We start from the raw sequence: 22285 nt of genomic DNA, 5'->3' as shown, positions 1-22285 counted from the left end.
AATGCAAACAAAAAACCTCAGCGACTGGCAACGCGCTTTTGGCAAGAGCGATGCGAAAAAGGTGGTTCAGGTGCTCTGCGAGGCATGGCGCGAACTGGTAAGGGACAGCGCCCAGACTTTCCACGGAAAGGAGAAGGAGCACACGCTCACGGAACTGCTAGGTGAGTACATCCGGACTGCGAAGACTGGGGCGGGCCTCACGGGCAACTGGACCTATGAGGACCGGCTAGGATCTATCGTCCGTTTGCCGACGGGTGGCTTTGAGGTGGTGAAACGACGCCGGACGGATATCCAGTATTTTTCGGATCGGCTGCAGCCGGCGTTGCGACTGGTGTTCGAATTTAAGAAGATCGACCACACCAAGACTCGTCGCAACGCCTATACCGGCGCCGACGGCATGGAGCGGTTCGTAACGGGCGACTATAGCGTTGGTCAGCCGGTTGCATTGATGGCCGGCATGTTGCTGAAACCGACATCCGACTGCGTGCCGGCATTGAGGACGCACCTGTCGTCAGCGGCAGCTCAGGCGGCTCTTGGCATGGTGGCAAACCCTGCAGGTCAATTTGTGCGTAGCCCCGCTTCCTTCAGCGACGCCGAGTTCGACACCGAGCACAAGCGCCCCGCCGGGAAGGCGCCTGCCCACGGCAGCATCGTCATCTGCCATTTATTTCTGAGCTTCTGAGCCAGATGTCGCTGCCGCACGCTAGATCAGAAGGCTCTGTGTCGTCACGCGTCACCGGAGCAGTCAGCCGACTGCGGGGTGCTTGCAAGGGTCGTTTCTCTGCTGCGAATGCTGATAGCACTGCGTCCGAATCGGGACGGCTGTCAGCCCGGAAGAGTGGTTTGCGCCGCTTGCGCGTGTACGTTCGATTCCCTTCGCCTCGCAGCAAAGTGCTCCTCTGAAAGCGGACTTCCTTCACGCTGTCGGCGTTGTTTCCGTACCTTCCCAGGCGAGGCACTCGAAGGTGAATCGATCTTCCATTTCCGCTGACGTCAAAATGAGCAGCCTCGGATTTGCGCGTGCAGACGTCACAATCGCGAGACGCCAGTTCTTATTCAACCTTGAGCAATTGCGCTCGTTTCGCGAGATGAAGAAACGCGGGGCGGCCACATCTGTACCCTTCACTTCGTAGAGAAGTTCCTCCTTCCCGCGTTGAGCGTGCAGGTCGTAACCGCAGTTCTCTCGCTGACGGTCCTCGACCGCGAAACCTTGGCGTTTCAGCTCTTGCGTAACGTACCGGATAGCCGCCAACTCAATCTCCCGTCGAGTTTTCGGGTCGGCGAACCCACCTCCGTGGGCGGTTACAGAAACAGATCTGACGGATTCCAGAAACAAGATGCCTGCGACGTCGTCGGTTCTGCGCTCGCCACGGTGCTGCTCGATGGTCGACCTATCTGTCCTATAGGCCGTTGCTCTGTAGTCGCCGATGTATGCCCACGCATTGCTACCTCGCTTAACGTAGGTGGGGACGCCGTGCGGTGTATCGAGTAACAGCTTCGCGCGGTGTTCTATGCGTGGGCCCCTCCCAACAACGATGATCTCAGGGGCTTCTTCGTTTATGTCAAGGCGAAGGGCAAGCCCTTTAACCTTCCCGTCTTTGGTGCGGATATAGTCGTCTCCTCCTGCAGTTCGGCGTGCTAGCTCAGCCGTGTCGATCGGGCCAACATGCTTCATTGCCGTGCTATTTTTATGCGTTGCTTTGTGGTAAGCGATCAGGTAAAGACGCCCCTCTATGAATGGAGCGTCTTGGAAAGCCGCTGGCCGTCCCTCGAGAAACCATTTCGCTCGTAGAAGTTGTGAGCAGCCGGTCGGTGGTCACCGCTCGTCACTTCCAACTTTACACATCCCACCTGCCTAAACCAGTGTTCTGCAGCGTCAATCAGCGCGCTACCAACTCCGTTTCCCCGATATCGCTCGTCGACGACCATGCTAGTTATGCGCCCGAGGTTGCCCGCTGCGTGGAAGAGAGGTAGTGCATGGAGGCTAATACTACCGATGACCTTTTCTCGCACGGAGGCCACGATGATTTTGTCCACCGGGCTCGGAAGCATCGCTTCCATCTTCTCGAGGACTAGCGCTGGAGTCGTCAAGTAGCCGAGTTGCTGCAACAAGAATGCGATTGTTGCGTGATCCGATGATCGCGATTCACGAATGAGAAAGTCCGATGACTTCATCACGCACAGTGCTCCAAGGTAAAAGATCTTCGTAGTCGCTGAGGGTTTTTGCCTTCGGTAGCGCTCTAAACAGCGAGACCAGATAGCGATACGGCTCGACACCGTTCGCCTTGCATGTCTCGACGAGGGAGTACAGGTTAGCACTGGCCTGCGCGCCGGCGACCGTATCAGAGAACAGCCAGCCCTTGCGGCCGACGACGAACGGTCGGATCGCATTCTCGCAAGGGTTGTTCGAGATCGGCCAGCTCCCGTTCTCGACGTAGCGGACCAGCTTGGACCACTGTCCGCTCATGTACTGCAATGCCTTGCCGAGCAGACTCGACGGCACGACGCCCGGCAGATGCTCGACCAGCATGTGCTCGATGATGGCGAGCACGCGGGCGCTGTAGCGGGCGCGCAGTCGCTGCCGGCGTTCGGGCGCCCACTTCGCACTACGCGCCTCGGCCGCGAACAGCTTGCCGATCAGCACGACGAAGCGCGTCGCCAGCAGGTCCGGCGAGCGTGCCGCCTTTGGCACTGACTCCTCGGCCTTGATGAAGCCGCGGCGCACGTGGGCCCAGCATCCGAGATGCACGAGTTGATGATCGTGGGCGATGCCGTTGTAGAGTTCATACCCGTCCGTCATCAACACGGTGCCAGGCTGCACGCCGGCGTAGAGTTTCTGCGCGTGCTGGGCGCCGCGCCCCGGCGAGTAAGAGAACATCCGCACAGGCGGCCCCGAGCCGTTGATCTGCGCCCACAGGTAACTCTTCGCCTGCGGCCTTCGTCCCGGTTCCCTCAGCACCTGGAACGTTGTCTCGTCGCCGTAGATCAGGTTCGACTCAAGCAGCGCGTCGCGCATCAGGTTGATTACCGGCTGCGTGGCCAGTCCCACCCGCACCACGCTGGCAGCCAGCGTATTCGACGAGATATCTCCGCCGAAGCGACGCAGCAGCGTGGCCTGACGATACAGCGGCATGCCGTACTGGTACTTACCGGTGATGATCCACGCCAGCGCGGATTCCGTCAGCAGCCCGCGAGGGATGATACGCGCCGGTGCGGGCGTGACCTTGATACCGAGATCGCAGCATGGGCACGCGTACTTGACCCGCTGGTGCTGAACGACGCGCACTTGCTCGGGAATCACGTCGAGCTGTTCGCTCGTTTCCACGCCGATCTCGACGAGAGCATGGCCATCATGCGCGCAGAACCGCTCGGACTCGGGCAACTCGTGCCGCACGACCTCGCGTGGCAGGTTAGGATCGAGTGGTTTGCGCCCGCGCTTGCCTCGCGTGTGGGCGGCGACCGATGTGCCAGGCATATCCTCGCGAGCGGGCGCGTCGGTAGTCGTCGCCAGCGCCTCGGCTTCGTTGAACAGGCCGAGCTGGTCGGCATGGCGCGCTTCGCTCGATGCGCCGAACAGTTCGTGCTTGTAGGCCCGCAGCTTCTCTTCGGCCAGATCGCGCTGAGCCGTCACGAGCCGAAGCTCGCCGCGCAACGCATCGCGTTCGGCGAGCAGTTCCTGGTATTCCTCAACACTCGGCATGACGGGGCTGTTCGGCATGGCCGATTAGACCATGTCACCTGCGTGGTGTTCAGCTCATCCGCGCGTAATATCGCTGGGGATGCTTCTGGATCACGGCCAGGTCGATTCCGTCGAGCAGCCAATGCAACTGCTCAGCACTGAGGGTGATCGTGTCGCCTCCGTTCGGCCAGACGAAGCGGTCGGCTTCGAGTCGCTTGAGCAGCAACCAGAAGCCGTTGCCGCCCCAACCGAGGATCTTGATGCGATCGCGTCTTCGGTTGCCGAACACGAACAGCGCCGAGGTCATCGGGTTCAGGCGCATCGCCTGTTCGACCAGGATCGACAATCCGTTGATGCCCATGCGGAAGTCGACTGGATCCCGATGCAGATAAACCTTCAGTTCTTCGTCGAACCGGAACACGGCAGCCTCCCGAGCATCTGGATCACCGTGGCCAGCTCATCGACACTCGCCTCGCCAAGATCAAATTCGACACCATTCGACAGGCGCACATGTAACGAGAGCGCCATCAACGACGTGTCCGGTGGCAGTACAGGGGAAACGGCTGCCACTGTCGATGGCGATGGCGCCGTGACGACAGGGACAAATGCCTGCGCTTCACTCATCGGAACACGACGTGCCGAACCCGGGATGTCGATCGATACGCCGTCTATCACCAGCGGGTCCGGTCTCGGTGGTGTTTGCAGCGTATGCTGCTGATGACGCGAGATCCAGCGACGCAACTGGTTCGGATTGACATCATGGTCCATGGCCGCCCGGGCGATCGATACCCCCGGCTTCAGGCAAAACTCGACCAGCTCACGCACCGCCTCTTCATCAAATTCCCGCCGACCATCCCGTCGACGGCCAACCACCAGTCTGCTTCGAAGGTCCTGTTTTTCTGTCATCACGGTCTGAGTGCATGTGTCCACGCGGACACTTAGCATCAGACCTTCTGCCGCCCATTGGTAGGGCGTCGTTTATTGACGGCTTACGCTTTGTGGCTCAACGTGCAATTTTTGTTGCGACGCAAGTGTTCAAAGTGAGGGGGGGTGTGGCCACCGCCTCGATGCGGACGGACCGGTCGACCGCATTCTGTACAAGTGAACGCCGGTATTGGCCGGTCGTCCGATCGAGCGATTTCCCTAAGCTGAATCGCCTCTTGAACGTTGATTTCCCTCTGCTCCAACTTACACTTTGTTGCTGTCGGCATTTTTTTCCCGATTTATATGGGCTTATAGCTTTTCAGTGCGCAATTTTAGCGGGGGCGGCCGGCAGCGGCACGATGTACTGCTACCGGCGCTTAATGCTCGTTCGGGAGCGACGAAATGCAGCAATTTCGCCGCTCAGACCATCGAGTTGTTAGCCGGCCTTTGGCTGGAATTTACCTTCCCACAGTGACGTGCGAAATGTAAGGCGAGAAGCTGCAACGCCTCAGCAGCGCCTCGATTTCGGCAAGGGCGGACGGAAGCTCCACGGCCGGGCTACGAACGAAACCGGTCGCGTCTGTATGGTCAAATGGCGGGATCTTGACCTCGAAAGGAACAACACTGGCCTTGTAGGCTTCGGCCTTAGCGGGGCTCTGCAGCGCCTGTATGATCGCGTCTGCTACTGAAACCGATTGCATTTGGAAATCAACATGGAATTCAACTTCCTGGTTATTTTGGTCAAGACCCCCGCCGAAGATACTTTTTCCCGTCAGAAGCAAATTAAACAAAGTATCGAGATGCACGAAGTAAGGTTCTTCCTTGCGCTCGCCCTCGAGTAAAAATGAGTTAGATACGACCACTGAGACAACTCTTTCGATGGGCTCGATAGGTAAGTCGATTTGCAACTTACGTGCCCACGACACGACCACTTCGGGGTTTTTGGCTATGTAGTTCTTTTTTCTGGTTACCTGACGAATTTTGTCTTCCAGTGCGTCGTTGACAGACCAGAACTCATAGGCCTCAGCCGGGTATCCCACCGAACGACACTCGAGAATAAAGAGCGTCTTCTCCACGATGAAAGCCGCATCAACATCTCCGACCTCGTTTCCGTCTTCTGCAATCTCCTTTATGGCCAGACGAGGTCCGAGAGCGGTGAATGGTATAGACACATTACGATAGCGACTCAGGCGATGTAACAGATCACCGATCAAGTCTTCATACTCGTGTCCTTTGTCAGAATATTGCGCACCCTTAGAACCCTTAGCGCCTCCCCAACTGTCGACGAGCCGCATAAGATGACCTGCCTGGAGGGGCCACCACAAAGGCAGCACGAAGTCGGAGGTAACGAGAAGCGGTCTTGACCAAAGAGTTTGATGGCCGCCTTGATAAGTCAGGAAGTTCAGGATCGTTTTTGCATCTGCTGGCGGGACCTCCAATACGAGGGACATTGCGTTGACCAACTCGTTTATTGAAATTCTGGTCAGTTGTGCGATCGAGGTATTTTCAACTTGAGTTGGATCTTCGTGCGCCGAATGCCAGTCAATGAGCGCCAGCAGTGTCAAACAATACCAGGCATCAAGAACCTTTCGATATGTCATTCCTTTCAAGGATTCATGGGTCGCATTGAGGAAAAACTCGACTTGGCGATCGAGTAAGGTGGAGTGCGCCACCGCCAATTGGATAGCTATCTCCCGCAACTCCGGTGGCATTGCGCCGGCGCTGAGCACCGTGAGTGGCGAGCACCCCGGACCTTTCCTGTCGCGCATTATTACTTTTCTTGCAAGTGCTTCGCCAACTCTGGCTTGACCTTTCATCTCATCTGCGTCGCGAGCGATAACAGACTCACGCCGAGCAAGATCGACACTCGCTAGAAACTCGCGCCGGGAGACGTATTTGTCGATGTGGTACTGGTAGGGCGGCCTAACATCGACGTAGACACGAGCTTCTCCCCAGAGGACGCTGTTCCATTGACTGCGTAACGACTCGAATTGGCTTCCTAACCTAAGAACAATAGGCAGCACTGCTTGAAGATCATCGATTCCGCGCTCGCTGCCTTTGCCACCGAATCCTTTGTTACCGCGTGCATGCTTCAACACATGCCGAGCTCCATCCACGGCCGCCTGCAAAATCTCTTGGGCGGTAAACCGGCTTCCATGCTCATCGACTGATGTGCGTAATCCTTGCAGTGCCTCTCTAGAAATTGTTGTGATTTCTTCGAGTGCGGCCTGGTAATCCGAGAACACTTGCACTTGTGTGCGATGTAAGAAGACAACAACTGCTTCTGCGACCTCGTCATAAGTGAATCGTCGACATTCTCGCTCCATTTGCTCTAGAGTCATAAATATGCGCTCAACTCGACTAGCGACGAGGGCGCCAAAATTGTAGATATTGAGATCTTCTGGCGACCCGTCTCCATGCGCCATGAAAGCATCATAGAACGCAGACTCGCTAAAGCCAGGAATCAACGGATCGGGGATGGTTCTGGGCTGCCCGTCGTGGACACGTAACATTGAAGTGAAGCGCATTATTTAATGAATTCGTGGTGGGTTGGTCAACAGCACGCTCTGCGCGGGCTCTTGCATGGTTGAGTATTCGTATCGCATCTATGCCTCGCCCCGCGAGGATGAAGAATCGACCATGGTCGAAGTGAGGTGCATTTGTTGCGGTTACTATAATAGGATTATCGAGGTCGAAATGTAACGTTTGCGAACGATCGACTACTTATAGATTTGCGAGGAGACGTTACAATCCGAACACGCGTAGGATACTCAAAGACGAGCGGGGCGCTCGATAAGCGGAATGCGGGGAACAACGATTGGATCAACGGCAACTAGATCTGCCAGGGATGCTGGCCGATGCCGGTGTCGCCGAGAAGGCAGGCGAAGACGGGAAAGGCGTGGATGTACCCCACCGGGGCGAACTTCATGTGCACATGAACGGCGCGATTCCAACGTCGAAGATTCGAGAGATCCTTGCCGACGAAGGGACCGTGTTGCCGACTGGATTCGAACTTGAGCGTGTAGTGGTCAACTAATCCCGGACACTGCGTTAAGTTTTTCTTCCGCAACCGCCGGCGCCAGTCCGTCATTGAACTGATGCGGCCGTATCCAGTTGTACCGGTGCATCAGGTAGTGGCTGATGTCCCGGTGTGCCTCCTGCGCCGACATGTAGCCCACTGACGGTAGCCATTCGGTCTTGAAGCTGCGGAACAGCCTCTCCATCGGGGAGTTGACGCTCCTATGTCAAGCGGAGGCGGTCGAATCGGCCAGATCGGCCAGAATGAGCGGGTACAACTCCCGGACGATATAGCGCTTCAGGCAGCGGTGGATTTCCTTGTTGGACATGCCTTCCTTCGTCCTGCGTTCGACATAGGCGCGGGTGCGCGGATCGCTGCGCATCCGAACCATGGCAATGGTCCATAGGGCGTTGTTTGCAGATCGATCACCACCCCTGTTCAGACGATGCCGGACTGTCTTGCCGGACGACGCCTGCAACGGACTTGTGCCGCAGAGTGCCGCCAGCGCCGCTTCGCTTTTCAAGCGCTCAGGATTGTCGCCCGCAACAGCAACCAGAACCGCAGCGGTCTGCGGGCCGACGCCGAATCTTTCGCGAACCCGCTTGGCATGCTGACTGGTGAGGCTGTCAAGCATGGTATCGAGTGCTTTGAGCTCTTCTGCGAGCGTCAGCCAACGCTTCGCCAGCAACCGTAGCGTAGTCGTGAGCGTTTGCAGCATTGGCGTTTTACCCAACGAGCGAAGACGGACGCAACCCTCAACACATTCTGCAGCCTTCACTTTCAGAAGACGATCACGGATTTCTTGCGGTGCGCTCACGAGCAAAGCCCGTAGCTGATTGATAGCCTGCGTCTTTGCTTTGACTGCACTGCGCCTAGCAACGGAGACGGCGCGCATCGCCTCAGCGGCACCGGACTGCTCCTTTGGAATAGCCGTAGCCCTTCCGGAGAGAACCGCACGTGCGGCGTTTTCAGCATCAGTGGGGTCTGACTTCCCTCTGGATCTGCGCATCGCGCGATCGGGACGATTGACTTCCAACACATCGATTTCATGATCGCGCAGCGCGCGGGCCAATCCCGCGCCGTAGGTGCCTGTCCCTTCAACCCCGGCGCGGCGTAAAAGGCCGAACGAATTCGCCCATGTCAGCAGATCGAGATATCCAGCCATGTCGGTCGAGACCGATAGCGTACCAAGGAGTCTGCCTGTGTCGCTGATCACAGCCCCGACATGCGTATCCAGATGCGTGTCAACGCCCAGAATCACTTCGTTTTGTTCCATACGTGTATCCGTCGTAGTGGGCGCATCGCCAGCCCCACTCGCAGGACAGGACACTCATGGTGCAGTACAAAGCTCCTATCAGGTCACAGACGGTGAGCCCGGCAACGCTCGGGGAACGCCGGAACCCGAACGACAGGTCAACACCAGGGCAGCTCGGCCAATCCCAACACGGGTCAGATCGGTCCGGCGTTCAGAAGCGATCTTAGACTGAGTATCCCAACAATTTCCTCGACGGCTCATGCTCTGCTGTATCCGATAGCGCCAGAGGCGCTGACGGAATTTCCGGCTTGCATATTGGCCGCCTTGATCCGAGTGAAACAGCAGGCCTTGCGGTCGACCACGTTGCTCATAGGCCATCTCCAACGCCTGCACGACCAGATCGGCATCAGGGCGTGTCGAGAACGACCAGCCAACAACCCGACGCGTGAACAGGTCGAGTACTACGGCCAGATAATGCCAACGGCCCTGCGCCCAGACATACGTGATGTCACCACACCACACCTGATTCGGCGTACCAACCTCGAATTCGCGATTGAGATGGTTCGGGATATCGATCCGCTCGACCGTGGCCTGCTTGTAGGCATGGCGGCCCGGCTGCTTGCAGATCAACCCGAGTTCTTCCATCAAGCGGCTGACCTTGAAGCGGCCAATCGCCGTACCTTCCTCGCGCATCATGCCCATGATGCTGCGACTGCCAGCAGAGCTTCGACTCTCGATGAACAACTCGTGTACCCGGCTACGCAGTGCCATGCGCTCGGCATCAACGCGTCGGGCTCGCCCTCGGTGTGCATACAGGCAGGACCGCGACACGTCGAATACCGCGCAGATCAGCTCGACCGATTCGCTTGCGCCAATCTGATCAATTACTTCGTACGTTCGATGCCTTCCGACATCAAGAGCGCGGTAGCCTTTTTTAAAATGGCCTTCTCACGCTCGAGGCGTTCGATACGCGCCTCGAGTTCCTGAATACGCTGTTGATCCGGCGTGATTGCCTTGCCCTGCGGCGTGACGCCCTGGCGTTCCATCCGAAGTTGCTGCACCCAGCGGCGCAGCACCGTCTCGCCGACGCCGACCGAGCGGCTTGCTTCCATATGGCTATAGCCCTGGTCGAGCACCAGACAGGCGGCTTGCTGTTTGAACTCCGGGGAAAACGTACGTCGTTGCTTGCTCATCAGACACCTCTTCATGGCGACCATTCTCGCCTAAATTAGTGTCCGGATTCATTAGACCACTACAACTCCCTCCAGATAGTCCACGATTTTGTCTGCATCCCCGACAGGCCCAGGCGGGTCAATTCCGGGTGAACACCAACGAGAGAGCCGCCCGCGGCCCGAACCCATCAGCCGATGCCGGACGCCGGCAGCCTGATCACATGTCGGTGACCGAAGCCCCGCTCACTTTTCCGTCGATGATGTCCTTTCCCTGCTGCCGGGCGGCACGCCTTGCCATGCCAAAGTCGGAGAATGCATGCGGTTGGCCCAGCCTGAAAACACGGCTTGCGGCGGAGGTTGAGATCGCGCCCGGGCGACATATCCGTACCGCAATGTCATACCCTTCGGCATAACGGGAGTGTCCGTCAAAGCGACTGAATGTGCGGGCGAAGACGAGGGGATGAAGTTCGTACCCCTTGTAGAGAATATGCAGGTGTGTCGACATGTTGGTCACTCCACAGGGGACGACTCCCCATACTCTCGAACGAGGTTTTTCATTTCCGCTGCCGCAGCCGGCTCAGCAACTCGAGCACCATCGTGTCAGCGTCGTTGTTGATCATTTCCGCTCGCAACAGCAGGCCGCCAACACGAACGGTTGCATCCCAACTATCTTCCGTCATTGCCTGATGGTTGCGTGCAAGCTGCTCGGCAAGCGTCAGGAGCGCCGCCATCCTCGGCGACTCGCCAGAAGCCCGGCGTTCCTCTCTTCCGGCAATTAGCCTGAACAGACCCAGGACCGACTCGGCGGTAACGGAAGGGATAGTCATTCGGACTTTATACGCTCTTTCGATCCGCCCCGCCCATCTATTCACGCTGGCCCCGAACCTGCCTAGTACCGCCTCGCATACCCCTCGCGATACAGCGAGGCGCCGATCGACGTCAGCAGTGCGATCTCATCCTCGCTCAATCGACTCCATGCCTCCGCCAACCAGCCGGCGAACTCGGCACAAGCATGGTCCAGATCGGCGGCCGCCCTTCCCTGTGCGTTCATCCGCTCGAAGATTGCCATCACGTCATGCGGTGTCATGGTCGGTTCCTCGCGAGTGCCCAACATCGTCGATCGGCGGCTTCCGCCCCTGCTCCGTCACGCTCTGGCGCGCCCGTGGCCACAAGCCGAAGCCAGCCAGTAGCGTTCGACCTGGCGCCCCTTGCCGTTGATGTCGATAGGCCACGCGCGTATGGACCGGTTAAGGCGCTACCTGCGCCATGTCATCGCCTGCGTCGCCGAGCATCCCGTGAACCGCGTCGGCCAGTTGCCGCCATGAGCCGTCGCCGATCAGCCTTGTTCCAATATCGCCTGAACGCGTCGCCGTTTGCCCGTGCCGCTGACGCACGCCTGGCTTCGCAGCGTTATGCAGAAGACAACATCGACCAGAACCGTGGCGAACATCGGATGCTCGACGCAGTACCTTGATGCGGCCCCCTGTTGTGCAGCAATGCATGGGAGCGCGCGACAAACGCAGACGCGTGTCCCGAACTGAAAATGCGCAAGCCGACGCCAGGCTGCCGGTCAACGGAAAACTCGTGTCGAAACGCCGATATTCCTTTTTGCCTGGTGCGCTGAAGGCACATCAACGGACGAGCGGCCGCATTGTGCAGCTGCCGCGCGACGCGCTGATGGACGTCGTGTTACCGATCGAGGCTGCGTAACGACCCAGCCGCGAGGCGGGTTCAATCGATTCCTTGCGTCTTTTCGTACCCCTGGATGTGTTCTTCGAGCAAAGTGCGCGCAAGCGACCGAGCGGCGTCGCGCGCTTCCACGTTCGTCGCGAAATCCCCTTCGGTATCGTGTTGCTCAGAGAAACCTGGATCCTCTCCGATGCGGTGCAAGTGGACGATGCCGCGATAGCGCCCGGACACGGTCTTCATCACGCGAAGGCGCGCCACGTGCGTATGGGTTGTACACACTTCATCATCCATGATGCTTTCCTTGCCAAGACACTTGGTGAGACAACGACATGGCCGACTTCACTCGCCCGTCGGCGTCCGTGAGCGTGGTCCCCGGCAAACTTCGGCAAGGCGGCGTTGTCGCCGCCCGCGCGGAGATGTCAATGTTTGCGATGCATCCACCCCAAGTGATGGGAATCCAACCATTGAACGACGTGCATACCTGGATGTTCGCTCTGGAAACGGCGCGCCAACGCGACTGCAACCACCGCGATCACAGCAAGAGCAACCACCCATCCAATCATCGACTGAGTCATGACAGCCTCCTTGTGGAATGCAGCCATGACTGAATTCTAGGCGTCTTGGCAGAAGGATTCCCAAGTCCTGCATCATGCCGCGCAGACGAACCGCCTCCACAATCCGGGGGACGGTACGCTCGTGCTCTACCTGATCGGTAGCGCCCCATATCCAGCGATGGGGTCGCAACGATCAAGCAGGTCATGGACTGGAAAATAGTCGCGTCGGAAAGCGAACCTCCGTGGTCTTGGCGCGGGGATGTCGGCAAACGCGCGCTCATGCGTCTTGCGACAGGCTGCGGTTGATCGGCCGCCGGGCCAACGGGCGCCATCCGATCACCTGGACGCCACCGACGCCCGGACGGGGCGCTTTTCTCAGGTCGCATGGGCGGTAGGGGCGCATGCTCGGTCGAATCCGAGATGTCTGTCGCCCTGCGTCAGGCGTCGAGGCGGAAACCCTGTCGGCGTACGAGCCGCGGCGAGGCTTGACCGTCACGCGGCCCATCCATCAGATGATCGTGGAACCGTATTCGATGGGTGAAGCGCTAGAGGCCACGGCGGCTAGCCTGGCAGCGCAGCATGCCTGCCTGCCCGGGACGCCATTCGCAACGCAGCCTCAATGGGGCGTTACACGCGATGTCGAGGATTTCGTGGGCGATCGGCGGGATGCTCGGCAACTTCATCGGCAGCATCGCCGCGGGCTGGACGACGCTCGCGCCGGGATGGATCCTTTTTATGGGAATCGCGCTGACCGGTCTGCTCGCATTCCGCACGCAGCGGCCGGAGTAGCCAGGGCGACGGTCGCGGCAGCGTGAACTACCTGCGTCTCCGAACCCGCGCCTTTGCGCACTTGAACCACAGTCGCATCGCACCGACGCCGCCCGCGACCGGAATCCGCGGCAACAGGAACCGATCGTCGTACGCATCGGCGCAGCCGCGCCGGGTCGTCGTCGCGTTGCGGTAACCCGCGGCGGCGACCTGGTCGCGCACGCGCGGGTCCAGGTCGCCGTACGGGTAGCAGAACGATTCGACGGGCTGGCCGCTCAACGCTTCGAGCCGCTGCTTCGATTCGATGATCTGAACCTCCGATACGTGCGCCGGCACGTGCGACAGCGCGACGTGATCGAGTGTATGCGAGCCGATCTCATGGCCGTGATCGCGCCATGCGAGCATGTCGGCGTACGTCATGAGCGGCGAGCGTGCGGTATCGGCGCCCGCATCCCAGTCGTTCTCGCCGCCGAACCGGCCGGCGACGAAGTAGCAGGTCGCGGTGAAGCCGACCGCGTCCAGCACGGGCATCGCATGCGTCAGCACGTTGCGAAAGCCGTCGTCGAACGTAATGCCGAAGACTTTCCCGCTGCGCTCGCCGCACAGGTACGGCTGCAGCTCGCGCACGCTCAGGCCGCGGTAGCCGAGCCGCCTGAACAGCGTCATCTGGCGGCGGAAGGCATCGGGCGCGACGCTCAGGCTGCGCAGCCGGTCGGGCGGCGGCGGTGGCGTGCGGACCTGGTGATACATCAGGATCGGGTAGCGCGTGGCGGGCAGCAGCATGAGCGGGTCGCGAGAACGGGGAATGACACGGCCTTGCGGAAAATCCGCAGGGTCTTGAAGTCGCCGCTTTCGACGAAGTGCACGTCGCACGGGCACTCCTGCGTGCGCAGGTCCCAGTACTTCTTCCAGATGTTCATGGTCGTTAAACTGACCTCATGGAGGCCACCCGACGATAGGGGTTGTGGCGAATCGATTTCTGATAGACGGACAGCGTCGCGTCGACGAATCGTTCGAACGAGAATTCGCGCCTGCCCTTCAGCCGCGCGTTGTGTCCCATCGCTTGCACGCAGCCGGGCTCGCGCATGATCGCGCGCAGGATTTGCTCGATCGCTTCGGGCTCGCGCGGCGGGACGACCCAGCCGTCCACGCCCGGCTCGACGTTCTCGGGCAGCCCGCCCACGCGCGTCACGATCGCGGGGCAGCCGAGCGACATCGCTTCGCGGCACGCATACGACAGGCTCTCCTGGTACGACAGCACGAACGACACGTCGACGATCGAGAACGGTGTCCACACGTCGTCGAGCCGGCCGGTGAAAGCGGTGCGCGCGGCCATGCGGTGCAGCGCGATCTGCTCGCGTTGCTCGCCGGTCGGCTCCGCGCCGACCAGCAGCACGCGAAACCGCTCGCGCTCGTGTTCGGGCAAGCGGCCCAGCGCCGCGATCAGGTCCATCCAGCCTTTCTCCGGCGTGGTGCCGGCGCTGCTGCCCAGCACGATCGCGTCCGCGCCGGACGGCCCGAACAGCGCGATCTTGCGGCGGCGAATTTCGTCGCCGGCCAGTCGTTCCGCGGCCTGCCGGCGCACGCCGTGCTTGACGACCGTGACGTTTCCATACGGCGACCGGAGCGCGAGCATGCCCGCCACGTAGTCGCTGACCGCGATGGTGTGGTCGGTTGCCAGCCGGGCGCGCAGCACGTTGCCGAAGCTGTCGGCACGATAGGTGTTGTGCTTGGTGAGCACGACCGCGGGCCGATACCGGCAGCCGAGCAGCGCGAGCATCACCTGCCGGTGATCGGCGGACCCGTTGACGTGGATGACGTCGAAGCGCCCGGCGACGATCCGCTGGCGCAGCCGGAGGATTTCCCGGCACAGCCGGTTCCAGCGCGGCTTGAATTCCATGTCGAAGATGGCCACGTCGGGACTGTCCTTCAGCAGCCGCGACAGGCGGCTGCCTTCCGGTGACGCGACGGTCACGCGATGATGCCGGCTCATCGCGGCGGCGAGATCGCGGACGTAGGTGTCCTGGCCGCCACCGTAGTCGCCGTGGAAGTTGGTATACAGGATGTTCATCACGATGCCGCCTTTCCTCGGTCATTCATAGGGCAGGACTACTGAAAAAAATCAATATTTCGACTTGTTGAAAGCAACGACTCGAATCCGGTTCCGCGTTGCCGATGCGCCATTGCGCATCGGCGCCCGGGCGGGACGTCACCGCGAATCGTTGCCAAATATTACAGACGCGTTACGGGCCGTAGTGTCAAGGTCTGCGCATCTTTGTGAGAATGTGTCGCGATCGTTGGCCGTGTCGTCACGCAGTGCGATGCCGCCCGGGGGCGAGGGGGAGTCCGGCGACACGGTGCCACTCGCCGGCACATGAACCGTGGCGAGCCCGGTGCGAACGGCGATGCGGCCCGATTACCCCGCGGCCGCCCACGCAGGAAGCGGGCAGGATCGCGACAAAACCCGCCTTTTCGACGACATCCGGACGCAGATCAACCCGGTCGGCTTTCAGATTTGAAAGCAGGGGTGCCATTTGCGTTAGAATGCCCCCCCCTGTCCGCCATGGCGATCGCCAACGGCGGACTTGTCGCACCCAGAGAGACATGGGTTTCGATTCGTAGCCGGGCGCGAAAGCTGTGCCAGCCGTTAGCAACATACGCTTTGTGATTTGGATTACTAATGAAGAAGAAGCACAACATCACCAAGTACATCGTTGTCGCGATGATTCTTGGAATCGCAGTGGGTTACGCTTGTCATAGCGCATTTCCCGACCCGAACATGGCGAAGGAGGTTGCCGGCTACGTGTCGTTGCTGTCCGACGTGTTCCTGCGCCTGATCAAGATGATCATCGCGCCGCTGGTATTCGCGACGCTGACCGTCGGCATCGCGCAGATGGGCGACGGCAACGCGGTGGGCCGCGTCGGCGTCAAGGCGTTCGGCTGGTTTTTCATCGCGTCGTTCACGTCGTTGCTGCTCGGCCTGCTGACCGCAACGATCCTGCAACCGGGCAGCCATCTGAGCCTGCCGCTGCCGGCGTCCGATGCGGCCCTCGGCCTGAAGACGGGCGCCTTCACGCTGAAGGACTTCGTGGTCCACCTGGTGCCGAAGTCGATCGCGGAAGCGATGGCGAACAACGAAATCCTGCAGATCGTCGTCTTCTCGATCTTCTTCGGTACCGCGCTGTCCGCGCTCGGCGAGTCGGGCAAGCGCCTGACCGGCGTGATCGACGATCTCGCGCAAGTGATGCTGAAGGTGACGGGCGCGGTGATGTGGTTCGCGCCGGTCGCGGTGTTCGCGGCGCTGGCGTCGACGATCACGACCCAGGGGCTCGGCATCCTGCTCACGTTCGCGAAGTTCATGGCGAGCTTCTATCTGGCGCTGGCGCTGCTGTGGGGCGTGCTGACGCTCGCCGGCGTGACGTTCCTCGGCAAGCGGGCGTTCACGCTGATCCGGCTGATTCGCGAGCCGTTCCTGCTGTCGTTCGCGACGGCGAGCTCCGAAGCCGCGTATCCGAAGCTGCTGGACGCGCTCGACCGCTTCGGCGTGAACCGCAAGATCTCGAGCTTCGTGTTGCCGATCGGCTATTCGTTCAACCTCGACGGCTCGATGATGTACTGCACGTTCGCGGTGCTGTTCATCGCGCAGGTGTACGGCATCCATCTGCCGCTGGGCACGCAGATCACGATGCTGCTGATGCTGATGGTCACGTCGAAGGGGATGGCGGGCGTGCCGCGCGCGTCGCTGGTCGTGATCGCGGCGACGCTCAACCAGTTCAACATGCCCGAAGCCGGGTTGCTGCTGATCATGGGCGTCGACATGTTCCTCGACATGGGGCGCTCGGCCACCAACGCCGTCGGCAACTCGATCGCGGCGGCCGTGGTCGCGAAGTGGGAAGGGCAGCTCGACGATCCGCGCGACGACAACGATCCGGACAACGGACGCGCCATGCAGGTGAAGGTGCCGGAAACCTCGGCATCGGCATGAGGCACGGCCGTGCGGCAGCGCAGCGGTAGTGGCGCGTTGCCTGCTCCCTGGCAAACGATGATCGCCGGCCTGGATTCGCTATGGATTCAGGCCGGCGATTGTGTTTGGCGGAATCATTCCACCGTGAGTGCGGCGGACTTCGCCGATTCCCTGACGCTGGCGCTCGCTATTTCAACCGGTCGCCGTTGATCGAGCGGCGATATTCCCGCAGGCACGAGCCTGATTTTCCCGACCCCGATCCGACGCGTAAGTGACCATTCACTGTCGCGCAGCCGCGCTCGCCGTCAGCACGCATGAGCGCGACAGGCAATGCGTCGAGGCCGAACCCGTGAAAAGCGCAACGGCGCGAGCGGTCCGCAATTTTTTTCGATTTATATGACGCTATGCTCGCGCTGCGCATGATCGAACGCATGCGGCACGTAATACCGACTGCGCCGGATGATTCAGGGGAAAAATTGACGCATCGCGGTTTTCAAGCCATCCGGCCGGCCCTTCATGTGAATGTTCGCACCCTTCAGGAGCGCATCCGTCATGGTCGCCAGACAACGGTTTCAGGCTGCGCTTCTTGCCGCAGCGATCGCCGCGATGACCCCCTGCGTTCATGCACGCAACACCACCGACTGGCTGGCGAACACGTATGGCACGCTCGCAGCCCACGTCGGCAACGTCGCCCGCTCGATGTGGGTCGCGCCCGAAGGCGTGATCTACACGGCGTCGATGTGGGACGAGGATGAGGGGGGCGTCGCGATCTACCAGGACGGCAAGAGCGTCGGCTCGATCGGCACGCACTCGGAGTTCCAGGGCGGCGCGATCACGGGCAACGCGACCTCGCTGTTCGTCGCGCTGCAGCCGGGCAAGACGTACGGCAGCGGCGCGGTGGGGCGCTACAACCGCGCAACGAAATATCGCGACCGCGTCATCCAGGTCAGCGCGGCGACCAACCAGCCGCGCATCGACGTCGTCACCGGGCTCGCGACGGCCGGCTCGCTGCTCTATGCGAGCGACTTCTACGGCAATCGCGTGCGCGTGTTCACCACCGACGGCGTGTGGCAGCGGGACATCGGCGTAGCGGGGCCGGGCGCGCTCGCGGTGGACGGTGCGGGCAACGTGTGGGTGGCGCAGAAGCGCGCGGGCTCGATCGTCGGCTTCAGCCCGGCCGGTGCACTGCTGAACACGATCCGGATGCCGGCCGGGTCGCAGCCGTCGGCGCTGTATTTCGATGCGGCGGCCAGGCAGTTGCTGGTGGGCGACGAAGGCCCCGACCAGAACATCAAGCGCTATACCGTGTCGGGCCGGCCCGCGCTGGCTGGCACATTCGGCGTGCGCGGCGGCTATCTCGACACGACGACGGGCGTCAAGGGGCAGGTCGGTGCGCAGCGCTTCACGCGCATCGTCGGGCTTGGCAAGGACACCGGCGGCAATCTCTACGTGCTCAACAATCCGTGGGGCGGCAGCTGGGATCTCGGCCGCAACGGCGCGACCGACATCCATGCGTACAGCAGCACCGGCAGCCTGCGGTGGACGCTGCAGTCGTTGAACTTCGAAGGCATCGCCGCGCCGGATCCGGTCACGGATGGCGCGCTGTTCTACGGCGGCACGCACGTGTACCGCGGCGGCGCGGGCGGCACGTTCGTCGCGAACACGGTCGACCCGTTCACGTATCCCGCCGATCCGCGCATCGACATGAGCGACACGCAGCGCGACGAGCATTTCGGGCTGCTCACGTCGGTGGGCGCGAACCGGATTCTCGTCGCGGCGGGCCAGAACCCGCCGATTTTCTACTTCTTCCACTTCGACGCGGCGAACGGCTATATCGCGATCCCGGACGGCTCGATTCCGGGCCCCGCGTTCAACACGACGCGGCGCGTGACGAGCGGCTTCAGCATCGACAGCAAGGGCGGCGTGTGGGCCGGCCTCGACAAGACCGGCGCGATTACCCACTACCCGCTGGCCGGCTTCGACGCGAGCGGCAAGCCGTCGTGGGGCCCGGGCGTCGCGACCCGCGTGCCCGACAGCATCCAGCCGCTCACGCGCATCGTCTATCTCGCGGACAGCGACACGATGGTGCTCGCGCAGGGCGCCGTCGGGAGCAACGACTGGACCTCGATCGGCACGCGCATCGAGGTGTATCACGGCTGGAGCGCGGGCAACACGACGAGGCCGGACCCGGTGATCACGCTGCCGCACAGCGGTGCGAAATCGATCGACGCGGCGGGCAATCATCTGTTCGTCGGCTACTGGTTCAGCAGCAGCGGGCCGCTGTGGCCGAACGTGGACGCGTTCAACCTCACCACCGGCAACCTCGATACCACGCTGGTCAACGCGAGCCCCGCCACCGTGGACACCAGCAGCGCGATCGATGCGATGTACAGCATCCGCGCGTACCGTCGATCGAACGGCGAGTACGTGGTGATGAAGAACAACGTGAAAGGGAACAGCATCACTGTGTACCGGTGGATGCCCTGACTTTGACGAGGCGCGCGCGGCCGCCTCGACCTCGGTCGGCGGCCGGGCCCGCGAAGCAATGACGGTATTCGTCGCGACTTCGCGGGATTTCCATGCCGTTTCCACCGAATTTCCACATCACGCGTCCGTAATGACCGGCGTGCGCAACGCGCGCCTCACCGGCCGCCGGGCGGCCGCCCCCAACCATACGACGCGGAAAATCGGTTCCGGGCACAATGACAGCGGCACCGGCAGGCACTGCGTGTGCCCGCGACGATGAACCGAATCGACCGACTGGTTGCGCCGGCGCATTGCAGCGCCGGTGAATGTGCGCGGCAACCCCATGCCGTGTTTTTTGAGCCGAAGTGACGAAACGATGAAGATGAAAACCACACCGAACCGCCTGTTGCTGATCGCCATGCTGGCCGGCGCGCTGAGCGGAACTGCCCATGCAGAGACCACGGCGACCGTTGCGACGGTCAACGGCACACCGATCACGCAGGCCGACGTCGATACGTTGCTGCGCGCGTCCGGTCAACCCGATTCGCCGCAGATCCGCCAGGCGATCAAGAACCAGCTGATCACGCGCGTGCTGGTTCAGCAGGCCGCCGAGAAGGCGAACTACGCCGACAAGCCCGAGGTCAAGGCGGCGGTGCAGCAGGCGAAAGCGAATGCCGAAGTGCAGCTTTACCTGCGCGACAACGTGAAGCCCGAGCCGGTGACCGAGGAACAGGTCAAGGCGCGCTACGACGAACTCGTGGCCGCGCTCGGCAAGAACGAGTACAAGCCGCGCCTGATCATCGTCCAGGACCCGGTGACGGCCGCGACGGTGCTGAGCGAGCTGAAGGCGGGCAAGTCGTTCGAAGGGCTGGCGCGTCAGTACAGCATGGCGCCGAGCCGCGATACCGGCGGCGAGCTGCCGTGGGTGAGCTTCCACACGCCGGCGACGGAAGGCAAGACGTCCGGCTTGCCGTTGCCGGTCGCGCAGGCGCTCGAGAAACTGAAGGTCGGGGCCGCGACGAGCGATTCGATCCCGGTCGATGGCGTGCGGGCGATCGTGAAGCTGGATGCGAAGCGGCCGACGCAGGTGCCGAGCTTCGCGACCGCGAAGCCGGCGCTTCAGCAGCAACTGCAGGCGGCCGCCGTGGAGAAGGCGAGTGCGCAGATGATCGGCAACTTGCTGAAGGACGCGAAGATCACGCAGTAATGCGGCGACGTCGGCACGCCGGACGTCACGCGCGCCAGACCATGCTCGCGCTCGTTTCGGTTTCCGATTCGCTGTGGAAGCCGAGCCGTTCGTAGAGCCGCCGCGCCGGGTTGCCATGCAGCACGCTGAGCGACACCGGCACGTGCGCGCGTGCGGCGTCGCTCAGTAGGGCGTTCAGCACCGCTTCGCCGATGCCCCGGCCCTGGCGCGCGGGAAGGATCTGGATCTGGTGAACGTGCCACTCGTCGGGCGCGCGTGTCACCTTCAGCAAGCCGATGGCGTCATCGCCTTCGCAGACGATCATCGCATCGTCGAAATTCGCGCGAATGCGCCGGTCGTGCGCTTCGTCATCGGTCGGCGCGCCAACGCGTTGCAGGTGCTCGGTCATCGTGAGGCGACGCAGGTCCAACAGGAACGGCAGGTCGGCGGCAGACGCCGGGCGCAGGCGGATTGCGTGTGTCATCGTGCGGACTCGTTCGTTCGGGCATTCGGGATCGTCGATGGGAAGGTTACCCCCGCGGCGGATCATTCCCGATGTCGGGCAGCCGGTCAAAGGGCGCGGCGCCGAATCCGGCGCGCATGCGCGGCCGATCATGCGGCGCGCCGGCCGGACGCCTTTTACACATCGCCGAGATTGGCGGTCAGCGTGTCGACCACGACGCGTTTCAGGCTCACGAGCGCGGAAGGCGCGTCGCCTCCCCCCGCGTGGACGCACACGTCGACCGACGGCAGCGGCGGCAGGCCGTCGCGCTCGCCGAGCGGCCGCAGCGTCGGCGGCACCCCCGCCATCGTTCTCGCCGTGATGCCCAGTCCGCCCGCGACGCCGGCCCACAGGCTCTGCAGGCTGCCGGTCGTGTAAGCGAGCCGCCACGGGATGCCGGCCTGGTCGAGCGCATCGGTGCCCGCCTTGCGGAACAGGCATGGCGGCTGGTACAACGCCAGATCCAGCGGCGCGCCGGCGCGCGGACGCACGTCGATGCGTTGCGGCCCGATCCATGCCATCGGCAGCGTGACCAGGTGTTCGGCGTCGGCGCGATGCCCGCGGCCCATCGCGAGCACGATGTCGAGTTCGCCGCCATCGAGCCGGTCGAGCAACGCGCCGTTGCCGTCGACGACGATGTCGACGCGCACGCCCGGGTGCGTGCGCTTGAACTGGCCGAGCGCGACGGGTAGCCACGATTCGGCGAAGTCGCCGGGCAGCCCGAATCGCACGGCCCCCTCGATCGCCGCGCCGCGGATCGCGCCGACCGCCTCGTCGTTCAGTTCGAGAATGCGGCGCGCATAGGACAGCATCAGTTCGCCGGCCTCGGTCGGCACGAGGCCGCGCCCCTGGCGGCGAAACAGCGGCTGGCCGATCTGCGTCTCGAGCTTGCGCATCTGCTGGCTGACCGCCGACTGCGAGCGGCCGATCCGGTCGGCGGCGCGGTTGAGGCTGCCGAGCCGATCCGCGGCGAGCAGCGTGCGCAGCGCATCCATGTCGAGATTCGGAAGCGTCATGATTCGGTTTTGCTTATAGGTCGATTTCGAATTATCGTATTTATTGCACATTCTCGTCGCTACCATCAAGTGAACCGGTCGTTCCGGTTCA

At 61.8% G+C, this 22285-nt stretch carries 24 protein-coding genes and 2 pseudogenes; 7 read left to right on the top strand and 19 right to left on the bottom strand.

Annotation, left to right across the window (positions count from 1 at the left end; translation table 11 throughout):
• Nucleotide 1: 1 nt before the first annotated feature.
• Nucleotides 2–682 (top strand): hypothetical protein, encoded by a 681-nt coding sequence (locus HWX36_RS28985; protein WP_175956962.1) that lies wholly within the window; start codon nucleotides 2–4, stop codon nucleotides 680–682.
• 234 nt (nucleotides 683–916) lie between these two features.
• Here HWX36_RS28985 and HWX36_RS28980 read toward each other — a convergent pair whose 3' ends face one another.
• The 6 genes from HWX36_RS28980 to HWX36_RS28955 form a co-directional block, all read right to left on the bottom strand.
• Nucleotides 917–1675, bottom strand: a complete 759-nt coding sequence (locus tag HWX36_RS28980) for a DUF3883 domain-containing protein (protein ID WP_175956960.1) — start codon at nucleotides 1673–1675, stop codon at nucleotides 917–919.
• Between the two features lie 56 nt (nucleotides 1676–1731).
• Nucleotides 1732–2061 carry a GNAT family N-acetyltransferase gene (locus HWX36_RS28975; RefSeq protein WP_264171191.1) on the bottom strand — a complete coding sequence of 110 codons (330 nt, stop codon included), beginning with the start codon at nucleotides 2059–2061 and terminating at the stop codon, nucleotides 1732–1734.
• Nucleotides 2062–2146: 85 nt separating this feature from the next.
• Nucleotides 2147–3718, bottom strand: a complete 1572-nt coding sequence (locus HWX36_RS28970) for an IS66 family transposase (RefSeq protein ID WP_175956956.1) — start codon at nucleotides 3716–3718, stop codon at nucleotides 2147–2149.
• A 31-nt stretch (nucleotides 3719–3749) separates the two neighbouring features.
• Nucleotides 3750–4100, bottom strand: coding sequence for an IS66 family insertion sequence element accessory protein TnpB (gene tnpB / locus HWX36_RS28965; RefSeq protein ID WP_124084024.1), 351 nt, complete (start codon nucleotides 4098–4100; stop codon nucleotides 3750–3752).
• A complete protein-coding gene (locus tag HWX36_RS28960; RefSeq protein WP_175956954.1) occupies nucleotides 4076–4624 on the bottom strand; it encodes a transposase in 549 nt (182 codons plus the stop codon). The genes tnpB and HWX36_RS28960 overlap by 25 nt, the downstream gene beginning before the upstream one ends.
• A gap of 437 nt (nucleotides 4625–5061) precedes the next feature.
• On the bottom strand, nucleotides 5062–7131 hold the full coding sequence (locus HWX36_RS28955; RefSeq protein ID WP_175956952.1) for a hypothetical protein: 2070 nt from the start codon (nucleotides 7129–7131) through the stop codon (nucleotides 5062–5064).
• A gap of 320 nt (nucleotides 7132–7451) precedes the next feature.
• Here HWX36_RS28955 and HWX36_RS36850 point away from each other — a divergent pair, with 320 nt between their 5' ends.
• On the top strand, nucleotides 7452–7640 hold the full coding sequence (locus HWX36_RS36850) for a hypothetical protein (RefSeq protein ID WP_208457827.1): 189 nt from the start codon (nucleotides 7452–7454) through the stop codon (nucleotides 7638–7640).
• Here the strand turns inward: HWX36_RS36850 and HWX36_RS28945 are convergent.
• From HWX36_RS28945 to HWX36_RS28920, 6 genes and pseudogenes are all read right to left on the bottom strand, one after another.
• Nucleotides 7633–7836 (bottom strand): annotated as a pseudogene (locus tag HWX36_RS28945) (integrase core domain-containing protein); the annotation flags it as partial. The gene HWX36_RS36850 and the pseudogene HWX36_RS28945 overlap by 8 nt on opposite strands.
• A 12-nt stretch (nucleotides 7837–7848) precedes the next feature.
• Nucleotides 7849–8898, bottom strand: coding sequence for an IS110 family transposase (locus HWX36_RS28940; RefSeq protein WP_175956950.1), 1050 nt, complete (start codon nucleotides 8896–8898; stop codon nucleotides 7849–7851).
• Nucleotides 8899–9111: 213 nt separating this feature from the next.
• Nucleotides 9112–10070 (bottom strand): annotated as a pseudogene (locus HWX36_RS28935) (IS3 family transposase); the annotation flags it as partial.
• A gap of 196 nt (nucleotides 10071–10266) precedes the next feature.
• Complete coding sequence (locus tag HWX36_RS28930) at nucleotides 10267–10554, bottom strand: hypothetical protein (RefSeq protein WP_175956948.1); 288 nt, start codon at nucleotides 10552–10554, stop codon at nucleotides 10267–10269.
• 49 nt (nucleotides 10555–10603) lie between these two features.
• The gene (locus HWX36_RS37390) at nucleotides 10604–10780 is read right to left on the bottom strand and encodes a hypothetical protein (protein WP_244136541.1); all 177 of its coding nucleotides are present in this window, start codon (nucleotides 10778–10780) and stop codon (nucleotides 10604–10606) included.
• Between the two features lie 158 nt (nucleotides 10781–10938).
• Entirely contained in the window at nucleotides 10939–11136 is a 198-nt protein-coding gene (locus HWX36_RS28920; protein WP_175956944.1) for a hypothetical protein, read from the bottom strand.
• 440 nt (nucleotides 11137–11576) lie between these two features.
• Between HWX36_RS28920 and HWX36_RS28915 the strand changes: the two genes are divergently transcribed.
• Nucleotides 11577–11759, top strand: coding sequence for a hypothetical protein (locus HWX36_RS28915; protein ID WP_175956942.1), 183 nt, complete (start codon nucleotides 11577–11579; stop codon nucleotides 11757–11759).
• Between the two features lie 21 nt (nucleotides 11760–11780).
• On the opposite strand, the gene HWX36_RS28910 is transcribed toward HWX36_RS28915, so the two are convergent.
• Entirely contained in the window at nucleotides 11781–12029 is a 249-nt protein-coding gene (locus tag HWX36_RS28910; protein ID WP_244136540.1) for a hypothetical protein, read from the bottom strand.
• Between the two features lie 128 nt (nucleotides 12030–12157).
• Complete coding sequence (locus tag HWX36_RS28905; protein WP_175956759.1) at nucleotides 12158–12340, bottom strand: hypothetical protein; 183 nt, start codon at nucleotides 12338–12340, stop codon at nucleotides 12158–12160.
• 588 nt (nucleotides 12341–12928) lie between these two features.
• On the opposite strand from HWX36_RS28905, the gene HWX36_RS28900 reads away from it, so the two are divergent.
• Nucleotides 12929–13081: a hypothetical protein gene (locus HWX36_RS28900; RefSeq protein ID WP_175956940.1), complete on the top strand. Its 153-nt coding sequence runs from the start codon at nucleotides 12929–12931 to the stop codon at nucleotides 13079–13081.
• Between the two features lie 27 nt (nucleotides 13082–13108).
• On the opposite strand, the gene HWX36_RS28895 is transcribed toward HWX36_RS28900, so the two are convergent.
• Together HWX36_RS28895 and HWX36_RS28890 are read right to left on the bottom strand one after the other, a co-directional pair.
• The gene (locus tag HWX36_RS28895; protein ID WP_175956938.1) at nucleotides 13109–13843 is read right to left on the bottom strand and encodes a polysaccharide deacetylase family protein; all 735 of its coding nucleotides are present in this window, start codon (nucleotides 13841–13843) and stop codon (nucleotides 13109–13111) included.
• Between the two features lie 142 nt (nucleotides 13844–13985).
• Entirely contained in the window at nucleotides 13986–15131 is a 1146-nt protein-coding gene (locus HWX36_RS28890) for a glycosyltransferase family 4 protein (RefSeq protein WP_175956936.1), read from the bottom strand.
• A 609-nt stretch (nucleotides 15132–15740) separates the two neighbouring features.
• Between HWX36_RS28890 and HWX36_RS28885 the strand changes: the two genes are divergently transcribed.
• Nucleotides 15741–17045, top strand: a complete 1305-nt coding sequence (locus tag HWX36_RS28885) for a dicarboxylate/amino acid:cation symporter (RefSeq protein WP_175956934.1) — start codon at nucleotides 15741–15743, stop codon at nucleotides 17043–17045.
• 531 nt (nucleotides 17046–17576) lie between these two features.
• Nucleotides 17577–19511, top strand: a complete 1935-nt coding sequence (locus HWX36_RS28880) for an SMP-30/gluconolactonase/LRE family protein (RefSeq protein WP_175956933.1) — start codon at nucleotides 17577–17579, stop codon at nucleotides 19509–19511.
• A 117-nt stretch (nucleotides 19512–19628) separates the two neighbouring features.
• Here HWX36_RS28880 and HWX36_RS28875 read toward each other — a convergent pair whose 3' ends face one another.
• A complete protein-coding gene (locus HWX36_RS28875; RefSeq protein WP_175956932.1) occupies nucleotides 19629–19883 on the bottom strand; it encodes a hypothetical protein in 255 nt (84 codons plus the stop codon).
• On the opposite strand from HWX36_RS28875, the gene HWX36_RS28870 reads away from it, so the two are divergent.
• Nucleotides 19867–20697, top strand: coding sequence for a peptidyl-prolyl cis-trans isomerase (locus HWX36_RS28870; protein WP_175956931.1), 831 nt, complete (start codon nucleotides 19867–19869; stop codon nucleotides 20695–20697). The genes HWX36_RS28875 and HWX36_RS28870 overlap by 17 nt on opposite strands.
• A gap of 25 nt (nucleotides 20698–20722) precedes the next feature.
• Here HWX36_RS28870 and HWX36_RS28865 read toward each other — a convergent pair whose 3' ends face one another.
• Nucleotides 20723–21160, bottom strand: coding sequence for a GNAT family N-acetyltransferase (locus HWX36_RS28865; RefSeq protein ID WP_175956930.1), 438 nt, complete (start codon nucleotides 21158–21160; stop codon nucleotides 20723–20725).
• 155 nt (nucleotides 21161–21315) lie between these two features.
• Nucleotides 21316–22194, bottom strand: a complete 879-nt coding sequence (locus HWX36_RS28860; protein ID WP_175956923.1) for a LysR substrate-binding domain-containing protein — start codon at nucleotides 22192–22194, stop codon at nucleotides 21316–21318.
• Nucleotides 22195–22285 lie beyond the last annotated feature (91 nt).

Source organism: Burkholderia sp. BCC0405 (assembly GCF_902833075.1).
Taxonomy (GTDB): domain Bacteria; phylum Pseudomonadota; class Gammaproteobacteria; order Burkholderiales; family Burkholderiaceae; genus Burkholderia.
Note: the sequence above shows the minus strand (reverse complement) of the source record. Positions and strands in the feature narration are given on the sequence as shown.